This window comes from Paenibacillus sp. FSL R10-2782, assembly GCF_038592985.1.
In the GTDB taxonomy this organism is placed as follows: domain Bacteria; phylum Bacillota; class Bacilli; order Paenibacillales; family Paenibacillaceae; genus Paenibacillus; species Paenibacillus terrae_C.
In genome coordinates, this window is sequence record NZ_CP151951.1 from 1,724,672 (window position 1) to 1,743,416 (window position 18,745).

The window sequence follows — 18,745 nt, forward strand, 5'->3', positions numbered from 1 at the left end:
CATCTGATCTCACATTTTGAAGCTTGCTTGTTTTTTGCCTGCTGTTTATGAACTGTTTACTTGATGTTAACTTTACTTCAGTAAACTATATGTAACTAAAACTTCAGCATTAAAAGTCGAGAGGAGATAGGAAATGTCTGAATATGTAATACATACACAGCAGCTAACTAGGCGTTTTGGAAAACGGGAATTTGTAAAACGATTAAATCTCCAGGTACCCGGAGAGCAAATTTATGGATTTTTAGGACCTAATGGGGCAGGTAAAACAACCACGATTCGTATGCTGCTCGGGCTGATTAAATCCACAGCTGGAGAAATTGAGATTTTCGGGAAAAAGCTAAAGGATCAGCGTATGGAAATTTTGAAGGATGTTGGTTCCTTAGTTGAATCACCTGCCTATTATGCTCATTTATCCGCATATAGAAATTTGGAAATCGTTACAACGATGCGTGGACTGCCGACACGAAGAATTCATGAAGTGCTGGATTTGGTGAGATTAAGCAAGGATGCGTATCGTCCGGTAAAAGGATATTCCTTGGGGATGCGACAAAGACTGGGGATTGCCATGGCACTTATTTCTAATCCCAAATTGTTGATTCTTGATGAACCGACGAATGGTTTGGACCCGTCAGGTATCCAGGAAATTCGGGAGTTAATTATGAACTTGCCTGGCGCTTACGGAATGACGGTACTGGTTTCGAGCCATTTATTAAGTGAGATTGAGCAGATTGCAACCTATGTAGGAATTATTAATCAGGGTGAAATGATTTTCCAGGGAACGATGAAGGAACTCACAGCCAAAAGTAAGCCTCAATTATTCATCGAAACCCAAGATCCTGTTCTGGCTGCAGGAGCACTGATTCAGCATGGATGGACGGCTGGAGCTGAATCCATGGAGCCCAAAGAAGTCGTAACTCCTATTGTGGATCGGCAACAATCTTCGGAGATGATTAAGGTGCTTGTGGAACACAATCATCCCATTTATCGGGTAACAGAAAAGAAAAAAACATTGGAGGAGATTTTCCTTGAACTGACTGGTAAGGAGCGAAGCTTATGATACTCCGGGTAGTGAAGGCAGAGGGGTTCAAGCTAAAGAAAATATGCTGGTGGCTTCCTCTTGTACAAGGCTGTGTACTCACAGGTATGACTGCCGTGGAATGGTATCTTTACTTTCGGCAAGGGCCAGGAGGAGTCTATGCTGGTTTTGCTGTTATGTTTATGTTTCTCTCGTTTGTGATGCTGCTTGGCGGTACACTTTTAGCGAGCATTATGGCGGGTACAGAGCATGATACTCATACATGGAAACAGCTTATGGCCATGCCTGTTCCCAGAAGCTACATCTATTTATCCAAAATAGTATGGATCGTGATTCTACAGTTTGGTACCGCCTTGATCACTATAGCAGGGATGAGTCTTATCTGGATGCTGTATACAAACGAGCCAATTCCTTGGCGGATTATGCTGTTGCAGCCGATTAATGCAAGCTTGGCTACTCTACCAGTACTCGCAATTCAACTTTGGCTTTCTACGCTTTTCACTAATCAAGCATTCCCATTAGCGTTTGGTATATTTGGTTCTATTGCAAGCTTGTTTTTGGCACGCACAAGTATTCTATGGATTAAAATATTGCCTTGGTCATACCCTGCACTATCAAGCCCTCTGATTAAGGAACACATGATTTGGGTGATCGTTGCTTTAAGTGCAGGGATCATCTTTACGGGACTTGGTACATTACAGTTTACCAAGCATGAATTCAAATAGAGAGGAGAAGCTACATGGGCTCTATTTTACGCGTGGAAACGATAAAGCTTCAATGGATCATGGTATGGATTCTCATTATATTGGATGCGGTCATAAATTCTTTAATGGGAGTCTTGGAACTGAACGATTTGAAGCAGTTTTTTTCGCCTAGCTGGTTAACTTTATACACCTATTCAGCGCAATTTCACTCTATGTTTTTTTATCCGCTCTATTGTGGAATTATCGCTTCTCTTTTGTGTGCATACGAACATCGAGATGGGGGATGGAAGATTTTATTGAGCAGTCCGTATCCTCGTCAACAAATCTATTATGCAAAATATATATTGCTCATTCTCATACTGGGGCTTGATCAGCTTATATTCATAGTAGGCTATTTTGTAAGTGGAAATATAGCAGGTGCTCCAGGAGAAATCCCTTGGTCTGTCGTCCTTTCTACCGGTTTGGGAGGGTGGCTCGGGATTTTCCCTCTAGCAGCACTACAGCTTATGCTCTCGATAAAAATCCGGAATTTTGGAGCTTCTCTGGGAATGTCCATTTGCTGTGTGGTTCCTAATATTGTCATAACAGGCTTTCATTCTACTATAGGTGCGTGGTTTCCTTTTACGATTCCTTATTATATCATGATGCCTCAAACAGCGACTTATGCACCCAGAGTTGAGCCTTATAGCCTTGGATTGATTGTGATTTTTACGTTTCTAGCTTATCTGTATGGTGGAAGAAAGATGTTTGTGAATAGGGACTGGTTGTAGTTAGGATAGCATTAGGATGTAATCCCAAGCTAGCTCCTTGTTCTCAGAAACCCCTAATAAAGTAGCAGCAATTCCAGCAACGCCTTCAAGCATGCCCGCTTTTGACAGCCAGATCTGAGAGCCGTCCGCCTTTGGCTCGGGATCAAGAAATCCAAGTGGGCTATCCGCTTGAAAGCGATCAAGTAGACGGCTCGATAATTGTTGGACAAGTGGGATAAGCGCAGGCTCCTTACTGTGACACCACATTCGCCAAGATATCATGAGTAGACCGGCAAGACCGTGACAGAGTGCAGAGGAGTCCATTTCCCGTTCAGCCATCTCATAGGAGATTGCACTGATACAAGCTTTTACAGCCCATTTTTGTAGATCATCATTATGGAGAGCCTTTCCGGCAAGAAATAGGGAACAGGCGATGCCGGGTGTACCGTAACACCATGCTTCTCTTGCTCGTTGGAAATCAAACTCTAGTGACCCTGTTTCAGCTTCAAATGGAACAATATGAGGCCAGTAGAAGCCGTATGTATCCTCATGTTTATACTTAAGCAACCATTCCGTAATGGTTTCAATCGCTTGATATTGACCTGTTACTTCAATTCCAGCACTGTATGCAACGGATAATAAAGCCAACGGACCAGGAATACCATGTGCCATTCCACAATTGAAATTACCCAGAGGATAGTTACGTTTATCCCGGCCTAAAAATTGAAACTTTTGCGGAGAGTACCACCCTGGGACATAACGACTGTGAATATGTATGGGATGTGTAAGATGAGTGAGAAATTGAAGAATAGGCTCAACAAGAGGAGTACAGATGGGGTCGGTTGAACTCTTCAAAATATATCTTCCAATCCCTGAAGCTCCCGAAATGGTGTCAAAGGCTTGCATAGGCATCCCTTCGTGTAGACCTAATTGTTCTGTATTCGACTGAAGCCATTGTTTCGTTAGAGGAATCATCCATTGATGGATCTGATGTAAGAAATTGCTGTAGTATTCGCCATGATTGGAAGCCTCACTCACGGAAGAAGCAATACCTGCCCATCCACTGTAAAGCGAGACATCGTTAAGACCATTTTTAGCAAGTGAAGCTTGGATTTGAGCCATGTTCAAGTGTATAGCCCCATTCCAATCATACGAAGAGTCTGTAGCACGCCATTGGGATAGTAAATGAATATTACCAGGATAACCATGGGAAAGTGAAGTTCCTCCCCAAGGGTGGTACTTTGTTTCCGGCGAAACATTGTGTTCTGCATGGACTGCCGTATAGACGGATTCGGGATCGCATAGACGGAAGGCAATCTTTTTACTGATATCTCTTGCACGAGCTTGATCGGATTGTTGCATAACAAAACTATCCATTGTCATATGAATGTCCCCTTTATTTTTTTCTCATTATATTGTCGCTAAAAGCTGCTGAGTTGTCCTTAAAAATACTAAAAAGTAACGAAGGTTTATCTTAAATGTACTCGTTGAAATTAAGACAAATGTAAGAATTTTATAAAGTCTAGTTAAGATTATATAACTTATAATGAAATTGTAAAAAATAAAAGGAGGTAACAAAATGAAAAATCAATTTGATCTGGACTTGCAAGTAGCTAAAAATGAGGTTGCTCCTAAAGAGGTCCAACCAGCCAGTGGTCTCATCTGTACTCCTTCATGTGCAACAGGTACTTTGAATTGTCAAGTTAGTCTTACCTTCTGCAAAACGTGTTGATAACGAGAAAATATGGAAAAAAGGCACGGTTTCTATTACCGTGTCTTTTCCCATATGAATATGGGGAGGATTTATGGTCAAAGATTTGCAGGGGAGATCAGTTGAAATCAGTAAGTATATAGCACAAAAACTAACAGACCTATCATATACAGAAAAGATAGTTATTCATAAAAACAATCTCTCACCTTCACGTGGAGTGGCCCCTTGGAATCCGGGCTCGCTTGCCGATGGAGTTCCAGGTGTATTAGTGTTGTTGGCCGAATGGGGTTATCTGGAGCCAGATCAATATTGGGCAGAGCATGTGCATGCTCAATTGCTGTACTTACACTCTAACTCTTTATTATTGCTGCCTCATACTTCTCTTTATTACGGAACAACAGGAGTGGCTTATGGCATACTGTTAGCTTCCAATAACAGAGATAACTATAACCAACTAACGTCTCAACTGAATAAACATATTGAAGTTGAATGGGGAAAATTCCCTCTGATAAGCTCAACAAAAGAGTTCAGCAAGCAGATGGATTTCATCAATGGACTGCTCGGAGTTGGCAGATACACATTGGAGATTCCTGAAGACAAGGCGATGCGTGATCTGTCTCGTCAATTATTGGATACCATTACGTGCTTCATACCTGAATATATTCATTTGACGTCAAGAGTAGGTTCGGCTTCAATCCATCTAGGTTTGGCGCATGGTATTACCGGAATACTTGCACTGCTTGTCACTGCCCTACAAAAAAAGATCGAAGTTGAAGGAATACATGAGGCTATAAAACATATAGCCGATTTTTTGCTTATTCAAATTCAGGAGGATCAATATGGTTTGTATTGGCCTGTAAACTCTCAAGTGGCTTCAATAAACAAGATAGAGAACAAAGAAGGAATGAGAGAAATTGAAGGCTGGTGCCATGGAACCTTTGGAATAGCCTGGACTCTATTCAGAGCAGGAAATGAGTGTAGTAATGAAGAATGGAAAAAGATAGCGGAAAAAGCTGTGGAATCCATATTTTGCTTAGATGATGAGCTATTAAATGCGTTATCCCCCACTTTCTGTCACGGATTGGCGGGTTTGCTTCATATGGCTCATAGATTCTATTACTTAACCGGTAATATAGCAGCGTTACACTTTGCCGATCAGATAGCATTAAAGTTAGTGAATTTATACGATGAAGAGCTTCCGTTTGGATACCAGGATTTGGAGGGGACAACTCATGTTCATAATATAGGAATATTGCAAGGGGCAACAGGGATTGCATTAAGCTTGTTGGACTATGGAATAGGGAAGGAACAACCTAAATATTCAGGGAGATGGAGTGAATTGTTTCTAATTTCGTAGCGGCTCGGTCTTAACTGCTTTATCTGAAGCATTGGTTTTGGGGGGATTAGATGAAACATAAATTTATGGTTATATCATCCTTTAAGAAAATTAAGCATTTTTTTGAGACTTTAAGAACTCCAGAAAACGTTCAAATCATGTTTTATGATTCGCTTTACCAGGCTCTACCGGAGATTGATGAGCAGTGCATCGGTGTAGCTTTGAATCAGGATCATGTAACGCTAGAGGATTTGTCTTACTGGCACACCGTTAAAGAAAAATTTACGGTCCCATTTATCTTCCTGTCCTATCATTGTGATGACAAACGGCAATTGGATCTCCTCAACCAATTGTTTTCCATGGCTTCATCTGAATATGGAATGGAGAGAGACCAGGAGGTAATTAGTTTATCACCCAATGTCATTTTTGATCCTGCTGGAAAGGTTATTTGGAAGCAAGGGCATGAGCACATGCTGACTATGATGGAATTTCGATTATTAATGTATCTCCTTACAGCGAGAGAGCGTGCATTGACGATTGATCACATTATAGACAGAGTATGGGGGGTTGATGCTTTTACTACATCTAATACGGTGTATGTGCATATTCGAAAATTGAGAGAGAAAATAGAAGATGATCCAAGTCATCCGAAAATTTTAGTAACATGTCATGGAATCGGTTACAAGTTGAATATATTTCCTGAAAATTTGGAGGTGGTCAGTTGTGAAGAGCCAACTGCATTACACTGATACTCATAAACTACATAAAGAAGAAAGAGTTAAGGATGAAAGGTGGTTCAGTGCATGTGATTTCTTTCTATTCAGAGCCCCATTACTACCGATAGATCAATATTTTCAGGTATTTTCGGGCCAAGATTTGGACAGCGAGCTTACTTTGGAGGAAATAACTCGTAAACTAAAGCTGGTTTCCCAGGAAGCTGTTATTCAAGAAGCTATATCATTAGCCTCTCCGTCCCTTATGCAGTTTCTACACTACTTGAACGATGACAATGCATTGGATGATAAAGGAGAGTTACAAAAGTATGAGAAGACGTTGAACAGCTTTTATCGTTATTTTATTAGGATGACTACCCGAACGACCCCTTTTGGTTTGTTCTCGGGAGTAGGGCAGGGGATCTGCGGCAAGTCTACCCACTTGGATATCGGTACCTATAATAAGCATCTTAAGAGAGCTAGACCTGATATGGAATGGATATATAAACTTATTCAAAAAATCGAAGCTGATCCAGCTATATTTAATCAATTAAAAGTCTCCTTAAACAAAACGGTTATGATCAAAGGAAACCGAGCCAAATTACCTTTTAGACCTAAGCATGGAGCAGCAGAAGCTGATGATTCTACAGAAATTTTTAGCTCCATTCATCTCTCTGATGTCGTTCGCCTGACGTTCGAAGCTACAGAGTTTCCAATTCAGGTAATGGAACTAAAAGAAATACTATTGAAAGCATTTCCTGACGCTACTATGGAAATCATCGTTAATTATTTGCGGCAACTTGTAGAGCAAGAATTTATTTTGAGTGAGCTTAGACCTCCGTTAATGGATCATTCGTCCTTTCATTACATAATGGAAAAAATTAAAAAGTTGGATGTTACCGATCAATGGATTCATAATTTACATGAAATCGATACTTTATTACTTCGATATAATCAATGCACTATTGGGGAAGGAGCAGATGTCTATCGGAAGTTAAGTAGCAAAATGCTGAATATAATTTCTGTGAAGACACCTGTACAAGTTGATGTCAAACTGGAAAAAGAGGTCACTCTGCCGCGACATGTGTTGGATGATGCTGCAATAGGTGCTGAGATCATGTGTAGATTGTATGCACCTCCCCAAACTTATGAATTGGCAGAATACTTGAATCGTTTTTTGGAGAAATACGGTGTGTATCAGGAGGTCCCAATTAATGAATTGTTTGATGAGGATTGGGGACTCGGAATACCGGAGATGTACCGTACAAATATAGAGAAAAGTTCAATGGAGGATGTAGGGGCGTTTAAACGCAACGCTATTCTTTTTCAATGGGTTGCGAATGCAATTTCTAACCATGAAATAGAGCTTATCCTGACAGATGAGCAGGTAGAGGAACTTACAGTTTTTGATAATTTTGAAGCTTCTCCTGAAACGATGGAGATCTATTATAGCATTTATGCTAATTCCCCTGAAAAGGTTGATTCTGGCGATTATGCGTTGTTACTTGGAGCAAGTGCTGGTTCCAATAGAGCGGGTAAAACTTTTGGTCGTTTTCTGGATATGTTTAATGAGGAATTTGTCCAAAAATTCTCTGAAGTATATGATCATCACCGATGTTTCCATCCAGAAGCATTGTTGTCAGAGATGGTTTTTATGCCTGAACAGGGAAAAATATCAAATATATCACTAAGTAAAAATTTAATGGAATATGAGATTGTATCTGGAACTACCTCTTCTAAAGACAAGGAGCATACACTACACATTGATGACTTGCTGGTGGGTGCAACTCTTGACCGTTTCTATGTCAAATCCAAATCTTTAGGTAAAGAAATAATCCCCTTGCAAACACATATGCTTAATTATAAGCTTTCACCACATATATTCAGATTCCTAACGGATGTTACCAATAAAGAAATTGGCATGTGGTCCTATTTTAACTGGGGACCATTAGAGCAATCACCTTTTTTACCAAGACTAGTGTATAAAAAGGTTATTATTAGTGCTGCACAATGGAAACTGAGCAAGGCCACATTGAACATTTCAAAACTAAGTGAACCAAAAAAAGGAGAAGAGCTTTTTCATACATGGAGACAACAATGGAATGTGCCGCGCTATGTTTATTTAACGATGGGTGATAATCGTCTTTTACTAGACTTGTGCAATCTCTTTCATGTGAAAGAACTGCTTCGTGAGTTGAGCAAGACACGTGATGGACAGGCGCTTCTACTTACTGAATGTCTGGGTGACCCTTCCCACACTCCATTACATGGGGCAGCAGGTAAATATATGGGGGAATTTGTGTTTCCATTAAAGAAAAAAAATATAAAGGTGAAACCTGGTATCCCTAGTTCACATAATAAGATTGCACTCCAAAATTCTACTACCCATACTCCTGTCAGCATGAATAGAGGGATATTTCCAGGAGGGGATTGGTTATACCTTAAATTGTACGGAGTCAAGGAAAGAGAGACGGACCTTATTGGTTTAAGTTTGGGTCAGCTATTATACAAGCCCGATTTTGAGGACTGGAGTGAAAAAGCCTATTTTATACGGTATGTTGATCCTGAACATCATATCCGTCTACGATTCCAGGGAGACCCTGATAAGCTGTGGACAACTGGTTTAGCGCAATTAAATCAGTGGGCAGTCCAAATGCGTGAAGAAGGACTTATAACGAATATGATTTTGGACACATATCTTCCTGAAATAGAGAGATATGGGGGACAGACACTTATGGAACTGGCAGAACAAGTTTTTGACATAGACAGTAAATGGGTCGTCTCCTACTTGGGGGGAGTTCGTTCTAAATTTTTTAATTTGGACGTAGAGATTGCGGCGGTTATTAATATTATTCATTATCTGAGTGGCTTTGGTTTAACAATTCAACAGCAAGTCGACTGGCTTGAAGAGAGAATTGACAGCAAGCCGCATATGAAGGCATTCAGGGATATTAAAAAAACATTGATCACCTCTGTAGAATCGAACTATGAATGGATTCGGCAGGCAGATATGGTCTCACAGACCGCTTTTTTGGAACTTGTAGAAAAAAGACAAGCCAGCATTGAGCGGTATGCTCAAGCAATAACCCTTGCTAAAAATAATAATGTGCTCACTAATCATCCGAATGATATTTTGGGCAGTGTAATCCATATGCACTTGAATCGTCTGCTTGGTGTTAATAGGGAGCGGGAAATGAAATGTATGGCTTTAGCAAAGCACACACTAGCTAACTTGTTGCACCGGAAAGGGGTAGGCCATGTCACAGTCTAATGGGCAAAAAAATGATTTGGTGTCATTGTCTTATAAGAATATATTTCGTACTTTTTTATTTTGGCCTCGTATATTCAGATTACTATGGGATACTCATCCCGCCTTTCTAATTGCTATACTCATTACTAATTTGTTTAAAGGTGCGATTCCTGCTGTGATTCTTTTAGCTACGAGAGAATTGATCAACAGTGTGGTGGGAGGGGTGTCAGGAGGAAGCTTTCAACCTGTTTTTATTGCTTTTGGCGTCTTAATAGGCATCAACATTGTGTATGATTTGATAAGCATAGGAGAAAGTTTTTTTCGAAAAATGTTTCAAAGTCAACTATCAAACCAAGTTAATATCAGACTTATTGAAAAAGCACAGAAGATGTCTTTGCAGTCGTTTGAGGATGCAGATGTCCAAAATATGCTTCAACGGGCTCAGGGAGAGGCAGATTACAGGCCTTTTGAAATTTTTACTCAAATCCTGGCCATTATTAGTAGTGTTGTAACCTTATTTTCAGTGGGCGCTATTCTTATAGCGTGGAAATGGTGGGCGTTCTTATTTATTTTTCTTATTCCCTGTTTATCATTCTATTCTTTCTTACGCATCGGACAAAGAGAATTTAATGTTCATTTTCAAAGGGCAGGAAGGCAACGCGAATCCTGGTACTTGTCTTTTTTAGTTACCAGAGATAACAGTTTTAAAGAAGTAAAAATTTTTCAATTGGGAGACTATTTGCGAAAAAGATATAAGACTATACTTGAAGGATTTTACCGTGAGGATAAAGTTCTAGCAGTTCGTAGGTCATATACTTCTCTTGTATTTCAAATTGTAAACCAGGGGGCAGGTGGATTTATTATTTTCATGGCAGTACAAGCTACTTTTGTAGGCCAAATTTTAGTAGGGAACTTGGTAAGCTTAATTCAGGCTATAACGTTAACACAGTCAACATCCCAGAGCATCGTACAGGGAATTTTAAGCTTGTGCCAAAACAATTTATACATTAAGCAGCTATTCGACTTTTTAGATATGCCTGAGGAAGCGGAGACACAAACAATAAATCAGAGTTTGTCCGCCATTCAAAGTATTGAATTTCGCAATGTTTCGTTTAGGTATCCAAATACTGAGGTAAATGCAATTTCAAATGTTAGCTTCACTCTTTCTCAAGGAGAGAAGCTAGCCATTGTAGGAAGAAATGGTTCGGGTAAATCAACCATCGTTAAGCTGTTGACTCATTTGTACTCAGAATTTGAAGGGGAAATTTTAATTAATGGGCACTCTATACATGAAATGGATAAAGATAGCTTCAGAGAAAAGATAGGAGTTGTTTTTCAGGATTTTGTACATTATGAGATGGCTGTTAGAGATAATATAGGTTTTGGAAATGTGTCTTCTAGAGAAATGGATGAGGACATTTGGACAGCTATAGACAAAGCTGGAATTACAGATTTGGTAGTCAGTCTGCCCGATAAAATTGATACCTTGCTTGGAAAATGGTTTGAAGACGGACAACAGCTATCTGGAGGACAGTGGCAGCGTATTGCAATAGCAAGAGCTTTCATGAGGAACGCCGATGTATATGTCTTGGATGAACCAAGCTCGTTTTTGGACCCACACGCAGAGAAAGAGGTTTTTCAAAAGTTTGATCAGCTTGTAAATGAGAAATTAGGAGTGTTTATCTCTCACAGATTGTCCTCTGCACGCATGGCGGATACCATCATTTTAATGGAGGAGGGCAAAATCATTGAGGCAGGGAGCCATGAATACTTACTGGATATGAACGGGGTATATGCTGAAATGTTTCGGCTACAAGCCTCGTCGTATCTTCCACAACGAGAATGTGACTTTCAGGAGGAAAATACGTCGCCCTCTTTAGTAAGGACGTCAGGTGGATAATAATAAAGGACAAATACCCTCCTGTGTTGTAGGAGGGTAATTTCTATCCCATCCACAGCTGTCGAATTATAGCCATACTCACAATACCGACAATAATGGTAGCCAGCAGGTTTTTGCTCCATAAGGCAGTCACCAGTGTAGGAAGGATCGCAATAAGTACTTGCCAATTAAAAGTGACGGAGCCTTCCGTTCGGACGAGCAGATGTTCCATGACGAGCGCCGTAAAAATGCAAATAGGGATGTAGGACAGCCATTGGAGCACTGGTTTGGGCAGCGCCAGCTTTTGCAGTACGACGAAGGGAATGATTCTCGGGATGGCTGTGACGACCATGCCGCCGATAATGATGTACATGACGTTGGGATCAATGTTCATTTGTCGGTTAACACTCCAATCGTTGCGGTCATCACAGTAGCTACAATGACGGCGATATGCGACGGCACCCACCAGGACAAAAGGTACATCAGCACAGCCATACACAGCACGAGCAGCAGACGGTGCTTGAGCTTGGAGATCTGGACGCTTTGCAACTGGGAAATAAGCAGAGCTAGAAACATAGCTGGCAAGGCAAAATCCAGACCAAATGCCTCCGGCCGGGAAATCCAGTTTCCGAGAATTCCTCCTGCCACACAGGAGGCAATCCAGACGAGATATGCGGTGATATTAAGCCCGTTCATCCAGCGATCGCTTACCTGCCCGCCTTTAGCCAATTTATCCGACGCTACCCCAAAGGATTCGTCTGTCAACAGTACGCCGATGCCTATGTTTTTCCACAATGAATATTTTGAGAAATAAGGAGCCAACGATGCGCTTAACAACAGGTGGCGGGCATTCACAATGAATGTCGTTAAAATAATGACAGAGGGGGGACTGGACGCAGCCAGCATCGAACACATAATAAATTGGGAAGCTCCTGCGTACACAAGCGCTGACATCAGGGCAATTTCCATCGTGCCCACACCTGACGAGGCCCCCACAATGCCTGCCGCGAAGCCAATGCACACATAACCGAGCAACGTAGGGATACAATCCTTGACTCCTTGTAAAAAGTGGAGTGGATCGCGCTCCGTTTCGCTCAACCCCGAAGCTATAGACATTTCAACCTTCCCTCCATTCTAAATTTCATTATAGTATATAACGGAACCTCGAAATTGATCAATATATTATACAATTGTATGTTATGATGAACATCAACTTGATAATAAAATGTCATACATCTATATCAAATAAAAGGAGGTGATGAAGCGACTGAGCAATACCACACAGTATCTGCTGTTATGAACGATTGAATAGTACGATCCAGAATGACGAATCTCTACATAAAAAGGTGTCCAACGACCTTAGGATCGTCGGACACCTTTTGCTTTCTTACGCTTCAATCCTTGATTCACCCTGCTCTACGAATCGCTTAACTTCCTCCATCGACGGCAAGGCTGCAATCGCTCCAACTTTGGTGCATACGATGGCGCCGACTTGATTGGCAAGTGTTACAAATTCCTGCTGCTGCTTCCAGTTGGTAGTAAATGCCTTAGGCTGACTCAGCTGGCTGATTTGATACAGCATAGCTCCGACGAAGGCATCTCCGGCACCGGTAGAGTCGATCGATTTGACAGCAATACTGCCGATTAGCGAACGGGAGACACCGCTTGAGATGAGTGTTCCCTCTTTCCCCAAGGTAACTGCCACCGTCTTGGCTCCCAACCCATGCAAAAGATCCAATGAAGCATTGCGGTCAGCCAGCCCTGTAATGATGTTTAATTCCTCTTCGCTTACCTTTACCAAATCCGCATTGTTTATTCCTCTTCTGGACAGTGCGATAAATTCCTCCAGCCTGTCTTTCCATAGGTCCCCCCGGTAATTGGGATCAAAGGAGGTGAATTGCCCATTGGCCTTCGCCTCGTCCAATAAAGATAAATACGCTTCCTGGAAAGGATCGGCGAGCAAGGCCGTTGCCGAGCCAAAATGCAGAATGGCAGCCTGCCGAGTCCATTCTCTATCAATGTCCAGTAGAGACAGCTGACGGTCAGCTCCACGGTTGAACACGAAATCCCGTTCGCCGTTAGCGGCAAGGGAAACAAAGGCCAGTGTAGTCGGCGTTGCCGGATCAAAAAGGAGCATGGACGTATCCACGTGCTGCTCATCCAGAGTTTGTTTCAGGTACATGCCGAACGGATCGGCTCCGACTTTTCCCAAGAATGACGCTTTTCCTCCGAGCTTGGCTACGGCTGCGCTCACATTTGCCGGAGCACCGCCGGCCTGCTTGGAGAAATGCTGACCCTTGGCAAGATTGACATCAATATCCGTGCAGAAAAAATCAATGAGCAGCTCGCCCACACATAGAACCGTTCCGACATTTTTCACTTTGATTCACCTCTTGGCAGATTTAGTTTAAAACAGGCGTCGAGTCCCGGTATACGATATCCGTTGCAACATGGGTCACTCGGTACGGCATGGTATTATCTTTGATTCTGGACAATAACATTTCGGCTGAAATAATACCCATCTGACTACTGTAAATATGTACGGTAGTCAGATGTGGCTCGACTACCCGGGATTCTGAAGCATCATCGAACCCGCAGACAGCAACATCTTCCGGGACTTTAATCCCCTTGTTTTTCAAAGATTTTATCACGCTGATGGCAATGAAATCATTGGCGCAAATAAAGACGGAGGGGCACTCCCTCAGGGCATCCAATTGCTGCTCCATCCAGTTCTCCTCTATAAAGAAATTGCGGTCCGGCGCTACAATGCTATGGGCAGGGTCCAAGGTGATTCCGGCTTCTGCCAGGGCCTTATTGAATCCCGTCCAGCGTTCATTGAAGCTTTTGCAGTGATTGTAATCGCCTACAAAACCGAAGCTTTCATAGCCATGATCTATTAATTTCCGGGTAAGACAGTATGTGCTATGCTCATTTTCCATTAATACCAGATCTGCCTTCAATTCTGGATACACCATATCAGCAGCGCAATCAATAAAAATGGTTGGGATGCCAAGATCCGTGATCAGCTTGCTGTATTCCTTGCTGAACATTTCGATGCAGAAAATGCCAGCCACATTCGAAGGCTCGAAATTACCGGGTAGGGTCATCGTATTGATATCGTTCTCACGGACAAAATAAATGGATAAAGTATAGCCCTGGTTGCTGATTTCCTTCTCCAGCCCGCTGATCAGCAGCGATCCAAAGTGTGAGCTATTGGGAAGATTACAGGTCAAAAGTGCGATATTGCCCTGTTTTTCAGAGGCTGTTTCCATATAAGAAAATTGTTTGTATTTAAGCTCCACTGCTTTTTTGATCACCTTGTCCCTCGTTACGGCAGGAATATTCTCTACTCCATTAAGCGCCTTGGATGCAGTGTTTCTGGAAATTCCCAAGGCATCAGCGATGTCTTGAATAGTAACCTTTGACTTTCTCGTCATATTGTTCCACCTTATTCTTCCGAATTAAGATTCTTCATATTTCTAAATATATAGTATTTTCATGCTTTTAACAATGAAATTATTCAAATGAACAAAATAAGTTTACATTTACTCATTAATATGGTGCATTTTTAAGTATTTTTTGCTTAAAATATTACATTCCTCTTTAATCATGCATTTTTAATGAATTTAGTTGCCGAAATGTATTGACTTATTCAATTCTCACCTGTTAAATTGTAAGAGAAAAAATGTTCAAATGTAAAATTTAAACCCATTCATCTTGGGGGAATGTAAATTTCTAGTCATGTTGGAGGTGGGGAAATTACCAGTAAGGTATTTGCAAAACATCTTGCGTAATTATGTCAGAGAGATGACATAACATGGCTTATAGCTGTCTTAATAATAAGCCGTGAACAGTAGGGGGGGAAAAGATTGGCAAACTCGATCGCTCAAAAAAGGGGAGTTAAGGATTCAGAAACAAAAAAAAGAAACCATTGGCTAAGTTACATGGTTCGAAATTATATATTGTATTTGTTTCTGGTTCCGTCCATAATTCTTACCGTCATTTTCAAGTATGTTCCCATGTACGGCTCGATCATTGCGTTTAAAAATTTCAGTCCAAGAAAAGGCATCATGGGCAGCGAATGGGTTGGATTTGAACATTTTCAGCGGTTTCTTTCATCACCGAATTTTTATGACATTTTAATGAATACGCTTAAATTAAGCGCTTACGGTCTTATTCTCGGTTTCCCAGTACCGATCATTCTGGCCTTAATGCTAAATCTGATCAGAGGAGCGAAGCTCAAGAAGAATATTCAGCTTATTGTTTACGCACCTAACTTCATCTCGGTTGTTGTTGTTGCCGGTATGCTGTTTGTTTTTCTATCGCCGGCTGGAATAGTGAACGCTTTGGTAACAACCTTCACCGGCAAGCCGATTTCTTTTATGACTGATCCCGCCTATTTCCGAACGGTATATATTTTGTCCGGTATATGGCAAACAGCGGGCTGGTCCTCTATCATTTATGTGGCCACCTTAGCCAATGTGGACCCGCAGTTGCATGACGCTGCAACAATTGATGGCGCTTCATTGATGAAGAGAATCTTCCACATTGATCTGCCAGCTCTCAAACCTGTCATGGCGGTCCTGTTCATTCTCGCTGCAGGAGGCATTATGTCGATCGGCTATGAAAAGGCTTACCTGATGCAGACGGCTCTGAACACGCCAACCTCGGAAATCATCGCGACTTATGTATACAAGGTGGGGTTGCAATCTGGCGATTATGCTTATTCTACGGCAATCGGGTTGTTCAATTCCGTGATTAATGTGGTCCTGCTGATTTTCGTAAATACCGTCGTCAAGAAGCTGAACGAAGGGGAAGGGCTGTATTAAAGAAGGAGGTATTTATGGATATTCATTACACCGGGAAGGACCGGATTCTGCTCATCATCAATTATATTCTACTTGGTTTTTTTGTTCTCGCTATTCTGTTACCGCTGGTCTATGTGGTGCTTTCGTCCTTTTTGACTCCAAATACCCTGATTACCAAAGGGTTTGCCATTACATCATCAGACTGGACACTCACGGGATATGCCAAAATCCTAAGCAACAGTGCCATGATCCGCGGTTTTTTTAATGCTATTTTTTATTCAGCAGCCTTTGCGTTCGCAACCGTATTATTTTCCGTCTTCGCGGCTTATCCGCTTGCGATTGAAGAGTTGGTAGGGAAACGGCCCATTATGATCTTTTTCCTGATAACGATGTTTTTCGGTGGCGGTCTGATTCCTACCTATCTGGTGATTAAGGATTTAGGCATGTTGAATACGGTGTGGGCCATTATTCTGCCCGGCTCGATCAGCGTATTCAATATTATTCTGGCAAAGACTTATTTCCAGGGACTTCCGAAAGAGCTGTTCCAGGCGGCGAGTATAGACGGAGCTTCGGAGCTCAGTATTTTCTTTAAAATCGTCCTGCCGCTTTCGAAGCCTATTATTTTTGTTTTAGCTTTATACGCTTTTGTCGGACAGTGGAATTCTTATTTCGACGCCATGATTTATCTGGATGATCCGAAGCTGTTTCCGCTTCAACTGGTGCTGCGCTCCATTTTGATACAGAATCAGGTTCAGCCCGGCATGATTGCAGATGCGATGGCACAAGCGGAGCTTAAGAAATTGTCTGAAATGATTAAGTACTCTGCCATTGTCATATCAAGTTTGCCGTTGATTGTCATGTATCCATTCTTCCAGAAGTATTTCGAAAAGGGTGTCATGGTAGGTTCGATCAAATAACAAACCGGGGGAATAGAGATGAAAAAAACATTACTAACCTTGTCTGTGCTGGTGCTTTCTACTTCGCTGCTTGCCGGATGTGGCGGTTCAGGCAATAATTCTGCGGCATCCGAAGATTACAAGCTGGAAAATGTCACTCTGCCGCTCAAAGAGAAAGTTACCTTGCATTTTATGACACAAAGCTCGCCGCTGGCACCTTCCGATCCAAATGAAAAACTGATTTATAAAAGACTGGAAGAAAAAACAGGGGTGCATATTGATTTTACCAACTTCACCTCCGATTCCTTCATTGAAAAAAGAAACCTGGCTGTTGCCAGTGGAGATCTTCCAGATGCCATACTGGATGCCGGCTATTCCGACTATGATTTGTTGAACCTCGGACAGGATGGAACCATTATCCCTCTGGAGGATTTGATTCAAAAATATATGCCGAATCTACAAAAGGTATTGAAGGAAGCACCTGAGTACAAATCCATGATAACCGCACAGGACGGGCATATTTATGCTTTTCCCTGGATTGAAGAGCTGGGGGCCGGGAAGGAGAGCATTCATTCTGTAAACGACATGCCTTGGATCAATGTGGAGTGGCTAAAAAAGCTGGGGCTTAAAATGCCAAAAACGACTGAGGATTTAAAAAATGTGCTGCTCGCATTTAAAAATGGCGACCCTAACGGAAATGGCCAAGCGGATGAAATCCCGCTGTCCTTTATGCTCAATAACGGCAATGAGGACCTGAATTTTCTGTTCGGTTCATTTGGTCTTGGGGACAATGGCGATCATACGGTAGTGACCAATGAGGGGAAAGTGGTCTTCACTGCCGATCAGGACGGCTATAAAGAGGGGATCAAATATCTTAATGAGCTGTATAAGCTGAACCTGATCGACGAAGAGTCATTCGAGCAGGATTACAATACGTATCTGGCCAAAGGCCAGAATGAAAAATACGGTCTCTACTTTCAATGGGATAAGGCGAATATTTCGGGAGACAACGATAAGTATGAATTGATGAATCCGCTCGCAGGGCCAAGCGGTGAAGTCAATGTGACCCGCACGAACAATCTCGGCTTTGACCGGGGGAGAATGGTGATTACCAGTGACAACAAAAATCTTGAGCTTACGGCAAAATGGATTGACCAGCTGTATGATCCCATCCAGTCCGTACAGGACAACTGGGGCACCTACGGCGACAAAACTCAGCAGAACATTTTTGAATACGATGAAGCGAGTCATATGCTGAAGCATCTTCCGCTTAAGGGAACGGCTCCTGTCGAACTGCGGCAAAAAACGAATATCGGTGGTCCATTGGCAATTCTTGACGAGTATTACGGAAAAGTAACGACCAAGCCCGATGATGCAGTAGGGCGGCTCAAGCTCATGAAAGAAAGACTTGTTCCTTATATGAAGGCTGACCACAATTTCCCGAAAGTCTTCTTCTCGCTGGAAGATCAGAAGCAGATCTCTACCTTGGAAACAGACTTATTTGCCTACGTTAACCGCAAACGGGCGGAATGGATCAAAACAGGCAAAGTGGAAGAAGAATGGGCGGAATATAAGGCCGAGCTTTCCAGACTTGGATTGGACAAATGGCTGGAAATCAAACAGAAAGGCTATGACAGATATCTTAAAGATCAAGGCTGAAACA

General features: G+C 41.9%; 16 protein-coding genes. 11 read left to right on the forward strand and 5 right to left on the reverse strand.

Annotated elements, in window-relative coordinates:
* Positions 1-133: 133 nt before the first annotated feature.
* From NST83_RS08000 to NST83_RS08010, 3 genes are read left to right on the forward strand one after another with little or no spacing between them, the layout of a single operon-like run.
* The gene (locus NST83_RS08000) at positions 134-1,057 is read left to right on the forward strand and encodes an ABC transporter ATP-binding protein (RefSeq protein ID WP_137062359.1); all 924 of its coding nucleotides are present in this window, start codon (positions 134-136) and stop codon (positions 1,055-1,057) included.
* Complete coding sequence (locus NST83_RS08005) at positions 1,054-1,761, forward strand: ABC transporter permease (RefSeq protein ID WP_342417236.1); 708 nt, start codon at positions 1,054-1,056, stop codon at positions 1,759-1,761. Before NST83_RS08000 ends, NST83_RS08005 begins: the two co-directional genes overlap by 4 nt.
* Before the next feature lie 14 nt (positions 1,762-1,775).
* Complete coding sequence (locus tag NST83_RS08010; RefSeq protein WP_342417237.1) at positions 1,776-2,510, forward strand: ABC transporter permease; 735 nt, start codon at positions 1,776-1,778, stop codon at positions 2,508-2,510.
* Here the strand turns inward: NST83_RS08010 and NST83_RS08015 are convergent, their stop codons facing one another.
* Complete coding sequence (locus NST83_RS08015) at positions 2,511-3,872, reverse strand: lanthionine synthetase C family protein (RefSeq protein WP_342417238.1); 1,362 nt, start codon at positions 3,870-3,872, stop codon at positions 2,511-2,513.
* 196 nt (positions 3,873-4,068) lie between these two features.
* Between NST83_RS08015 and NST83_RS08020 the strand changes: the two genes are divergently transcribed.
* The 5 genes from NST83_RS08020 (at position 4,069) to NST83_RS08040 (ending at position 11,399) form a co-directional block, all read left to right on the forward strand.
* Positions 4,069-4,221 carry an FDLD family class I lanthipeptide gene (locus NST83_RS08020; protein WP_137062363.1) on the forward strand — a complete coding sequence of 51 codons (153 nt, stop codon included), beginning with the start codon at positions 4,069-4,071 and terminating at the stop codon, positions 4,219-4,221.
* A 73-nt stretch (positions 4,222-4,294) separates the two neighbouring features.
* Complete coding sequence (locus NST83_RS08025) at positions 4,295-5,557, forward strand: lanthionine synthetase C family protein (protein ID WP_137062364.1); 1,263 nt, start codon at positions 4,295-4,297, stop codon at positions 5,555-5,557.
* A gap of 50 nt (positions 5,558-5,607) precedes the next feature.
* Positions 5,608-6,285 (forward strand): winged helix-turn-helix domain-containing protein, encoded by a 678-nt coding sequence (locus tag NST83_RS08030; protein ID WP_342417239.1) that lies wholly within the window; start codon positions 5,608-5,610, stop codon positions 6,283-6,285.
* Positions 6,260-9,520 (forward strand): lantibiotic dehydratase, encoded by a 3,261-nt coding sequence (locus NST83_RS08035; RefSeq protein ID WP_342417240.1) that lies wholly within the window; start codon positions 6,260-6,262, stop codon positions 9,518-9,520. The genes NST83_RS08030 and NST83_RS08035 overlap by 26 nt, the downstream gene beginning before the upstream one ends.
* Positions 9,507-11,399 (forward strand): ABC transporter ATP-binding protein, encoded by a 1,893-nt coding sequence (locus NST83_RS08040; protein ID WP_342417241.1) that lies wholly within the window; start codon positions 9,507-9,509, stop codon positions 11,397-11,399. Before NST83_RS08035 ends, NST83_RS08040 begins: the two co-directional genes overlap by 14 nt.
* 43 nt (positions 11,400-11,442) lie before the next feature.
* On the opposite strand, the gene NST83_RS08045 is transcribed toward NST83_RS08040, so the two are convergent.
* The 4 genes from NST83_RS08045 to NST83_RS08060 all read right to left on the reverse strand — a co-directional run bounded on the left by NST83_RS08045 (position 11,443) and on the right by NST83_RS08060 (position 14,815).
* Positions 11,443-11,772, reverse strand: a complete 330-nt coding sequence (locus NST83_RS08045) for an AzlD domain-containing protein (RefSeq protein WP_342417242.1) — start codon at positions 11,770-11,772, stop codon at positions 11,443-11,445.
* A complete protein-coding gene (locus tag NST83_RS08050; RefSeq protein WP_137062369.1) occupies positions 11,769-12,494 on the reverse strand; it encodes an AzlC family ABC transporter permease in 726 nt (241 codons plus the stop codon). The genes NST83_RS08045 and NST83_RS08050 overlap by 4 nt, the downstream gene beginning before the upstream one ends.
* 271 nt (positions 12,495-12,765) lie before the next feature.
* Entirely contained in the window at positions 12,766-13,758 is a 993-nt protein-coding gene (locus NST83_RS08055; RefSeq protein WP_342417243.1) for a carbohydrate kinase, read from the reverse strand.
* A 22-nt stretch (positions 13,759-13,780) separates the two neighbouring features.
* Positions 13,781-14,815, reverse strand: coding sequence for a LacI family DNA-binding transcriptional regulator (locus tag NST83_RS08060; RefSeq protein WP_342417244.1), 1,035 nt, complete (start codon positions 14,813-14,815; stop codon positions 13,781-13,783).
* A gap of 507 nt (positions 14,816-15,322) precedes the next feature.
* On the opposite strand from NST83_RS08060, the gene NST83_RS08065 reads away from it, so the two are divergent.
* The 3 genes from NST83_RS08065 to NST83_RS08075 are packed head-to-tail and all read left to right on the forward strand — an operon-like array spanning position 15,323 to position 18,741.
* Positions 15,323-16,207 carry an ABC transporter permease subunit gene (locus NST83_RS08065; protein WP_252361723.1) on the forward strand — a complete coding sequence of 295 codons (885 nt, stop codon included), beginning with the start codon at positions 15,323-15,325 and terminating at the stop codon, positions 16,205-16,207.
* Positions 16,208-16,221: 14 nt separating this feature from the next.
* On the forward strand, positions 16,222-17,103 hold the full coding sequence (locus NST83_RS08070; RefSeq protein WP_342417245.1) for a carbohydrate ABC transporter permease: 882 nt from the start codon (positions 16,222-16,224) through the stop codon (positions 17,101-17,103).
* Positions 17,104-17,121: 18 nt separating this feature from the next.
* Positions 17,122-18,741, forward strand: a complete 1,620-nt coding sequence (locus NST83_RS08075) for an ABC transporter substrate-binding protein (protein WP_342417246.1) — start codon at positions 17,122-17,124, stop codon at positions 18,739-18,741.
* Positions 18,742-18,745 lie beyond the last annotated feature (4 nt).

Coding starts and splice junctions, on each gene's coding strand:
- NST83_RS08015 (WP_342417238.1), bottom strand. CDS start 3,872: ATGACAATGGATAGTTTTGTTATGCAACAATCCGATCAAGCTCGTGCA.
- NST83_RS08030 (WP_342417239.1), top strand. CDS start 5,608: ATGAAACATAAATTTATGGTTATATCATCCTTTAAGAAAATTAAGCAT.
- NST83_RS08005 (WP_342417236.1), top strand. CDS start 1,054: ATGATACTCCGGGTAGTGAAGGCAGAGGGGTTCAAGCTAAAGAAAATA.
- NST83_RS08075 (WP_342417246.1), top strand. CDS start 17,122: ATGAAAAAAACATTACTAACCTTGTCTGTGCTGGTGCTTTCTACTTCG.
- NST83_RS08065 (WP_252361723.1), top strand. CDS start 15,323: ATGGTTCGAAATTATATATTGTATTTGTTTCTGGTTCCGTCCATAATT.
- NST83_RS08010 (WP_342417237.1), top strand. CDS start 1,776: ATGGGCTCTATTTTACGCGTGGAAACGATAAAGCTTCAATGGATCATG.
- NST83_RS08020 (WP_137062363.1), top strand. CDS start 4,069: ATGAAAAATCAATTTGATCTGGACTTGCAAGTAGCTAAAAATGAGGTT.
- NST83_RS08000 (WP_137062359.1), top strand. CDS start 134: ATGTCTGAATATGTAATACATACACAGCAGCTAACTAGGCGTTTTGGA.
- NST83_RS08070 (WP_342417245.1), top strand. CDS start 16,222: ATGGATATTCATTACACCGGGAAGGACCGGATTCTGCTCATCATCAAT.
- NST83_RS08025 (WP_137062364.1), top strand. CDS start 4,295: ATGGTCAAAGATTTGCAGGGGAGATCAGTTGAAATCAGTAAGTATATA.
- NST83_RS08060 (WP_342417244.1), bottom strand. CDS start 14,815: ATGACGAGAAAGTCAAAGGTTACTATTCAAGACATCGCTGATGCCTTG.
- NST83_RS08050 (WP_137062369.1), bottom strand. CDS start 12,494: ATGTCTATAGCTTCGGGGTTGAGCGAAACGGAGCGCGATCCACTCCAC.
- NST83_RS08045 (WP_342417242.1), bottom strand. CDS start 11,772: ATGAACATTGATCCCAACGTCATGTACATCATTATCGGCGGCATGGTC.
- NST83_RS08040 (WP_342417241.1), top strand. CDS start 9,507: ATGTCACAGTCTAATGGGCAAAAAAATGATTTGGTGTCATTGTCTTAT.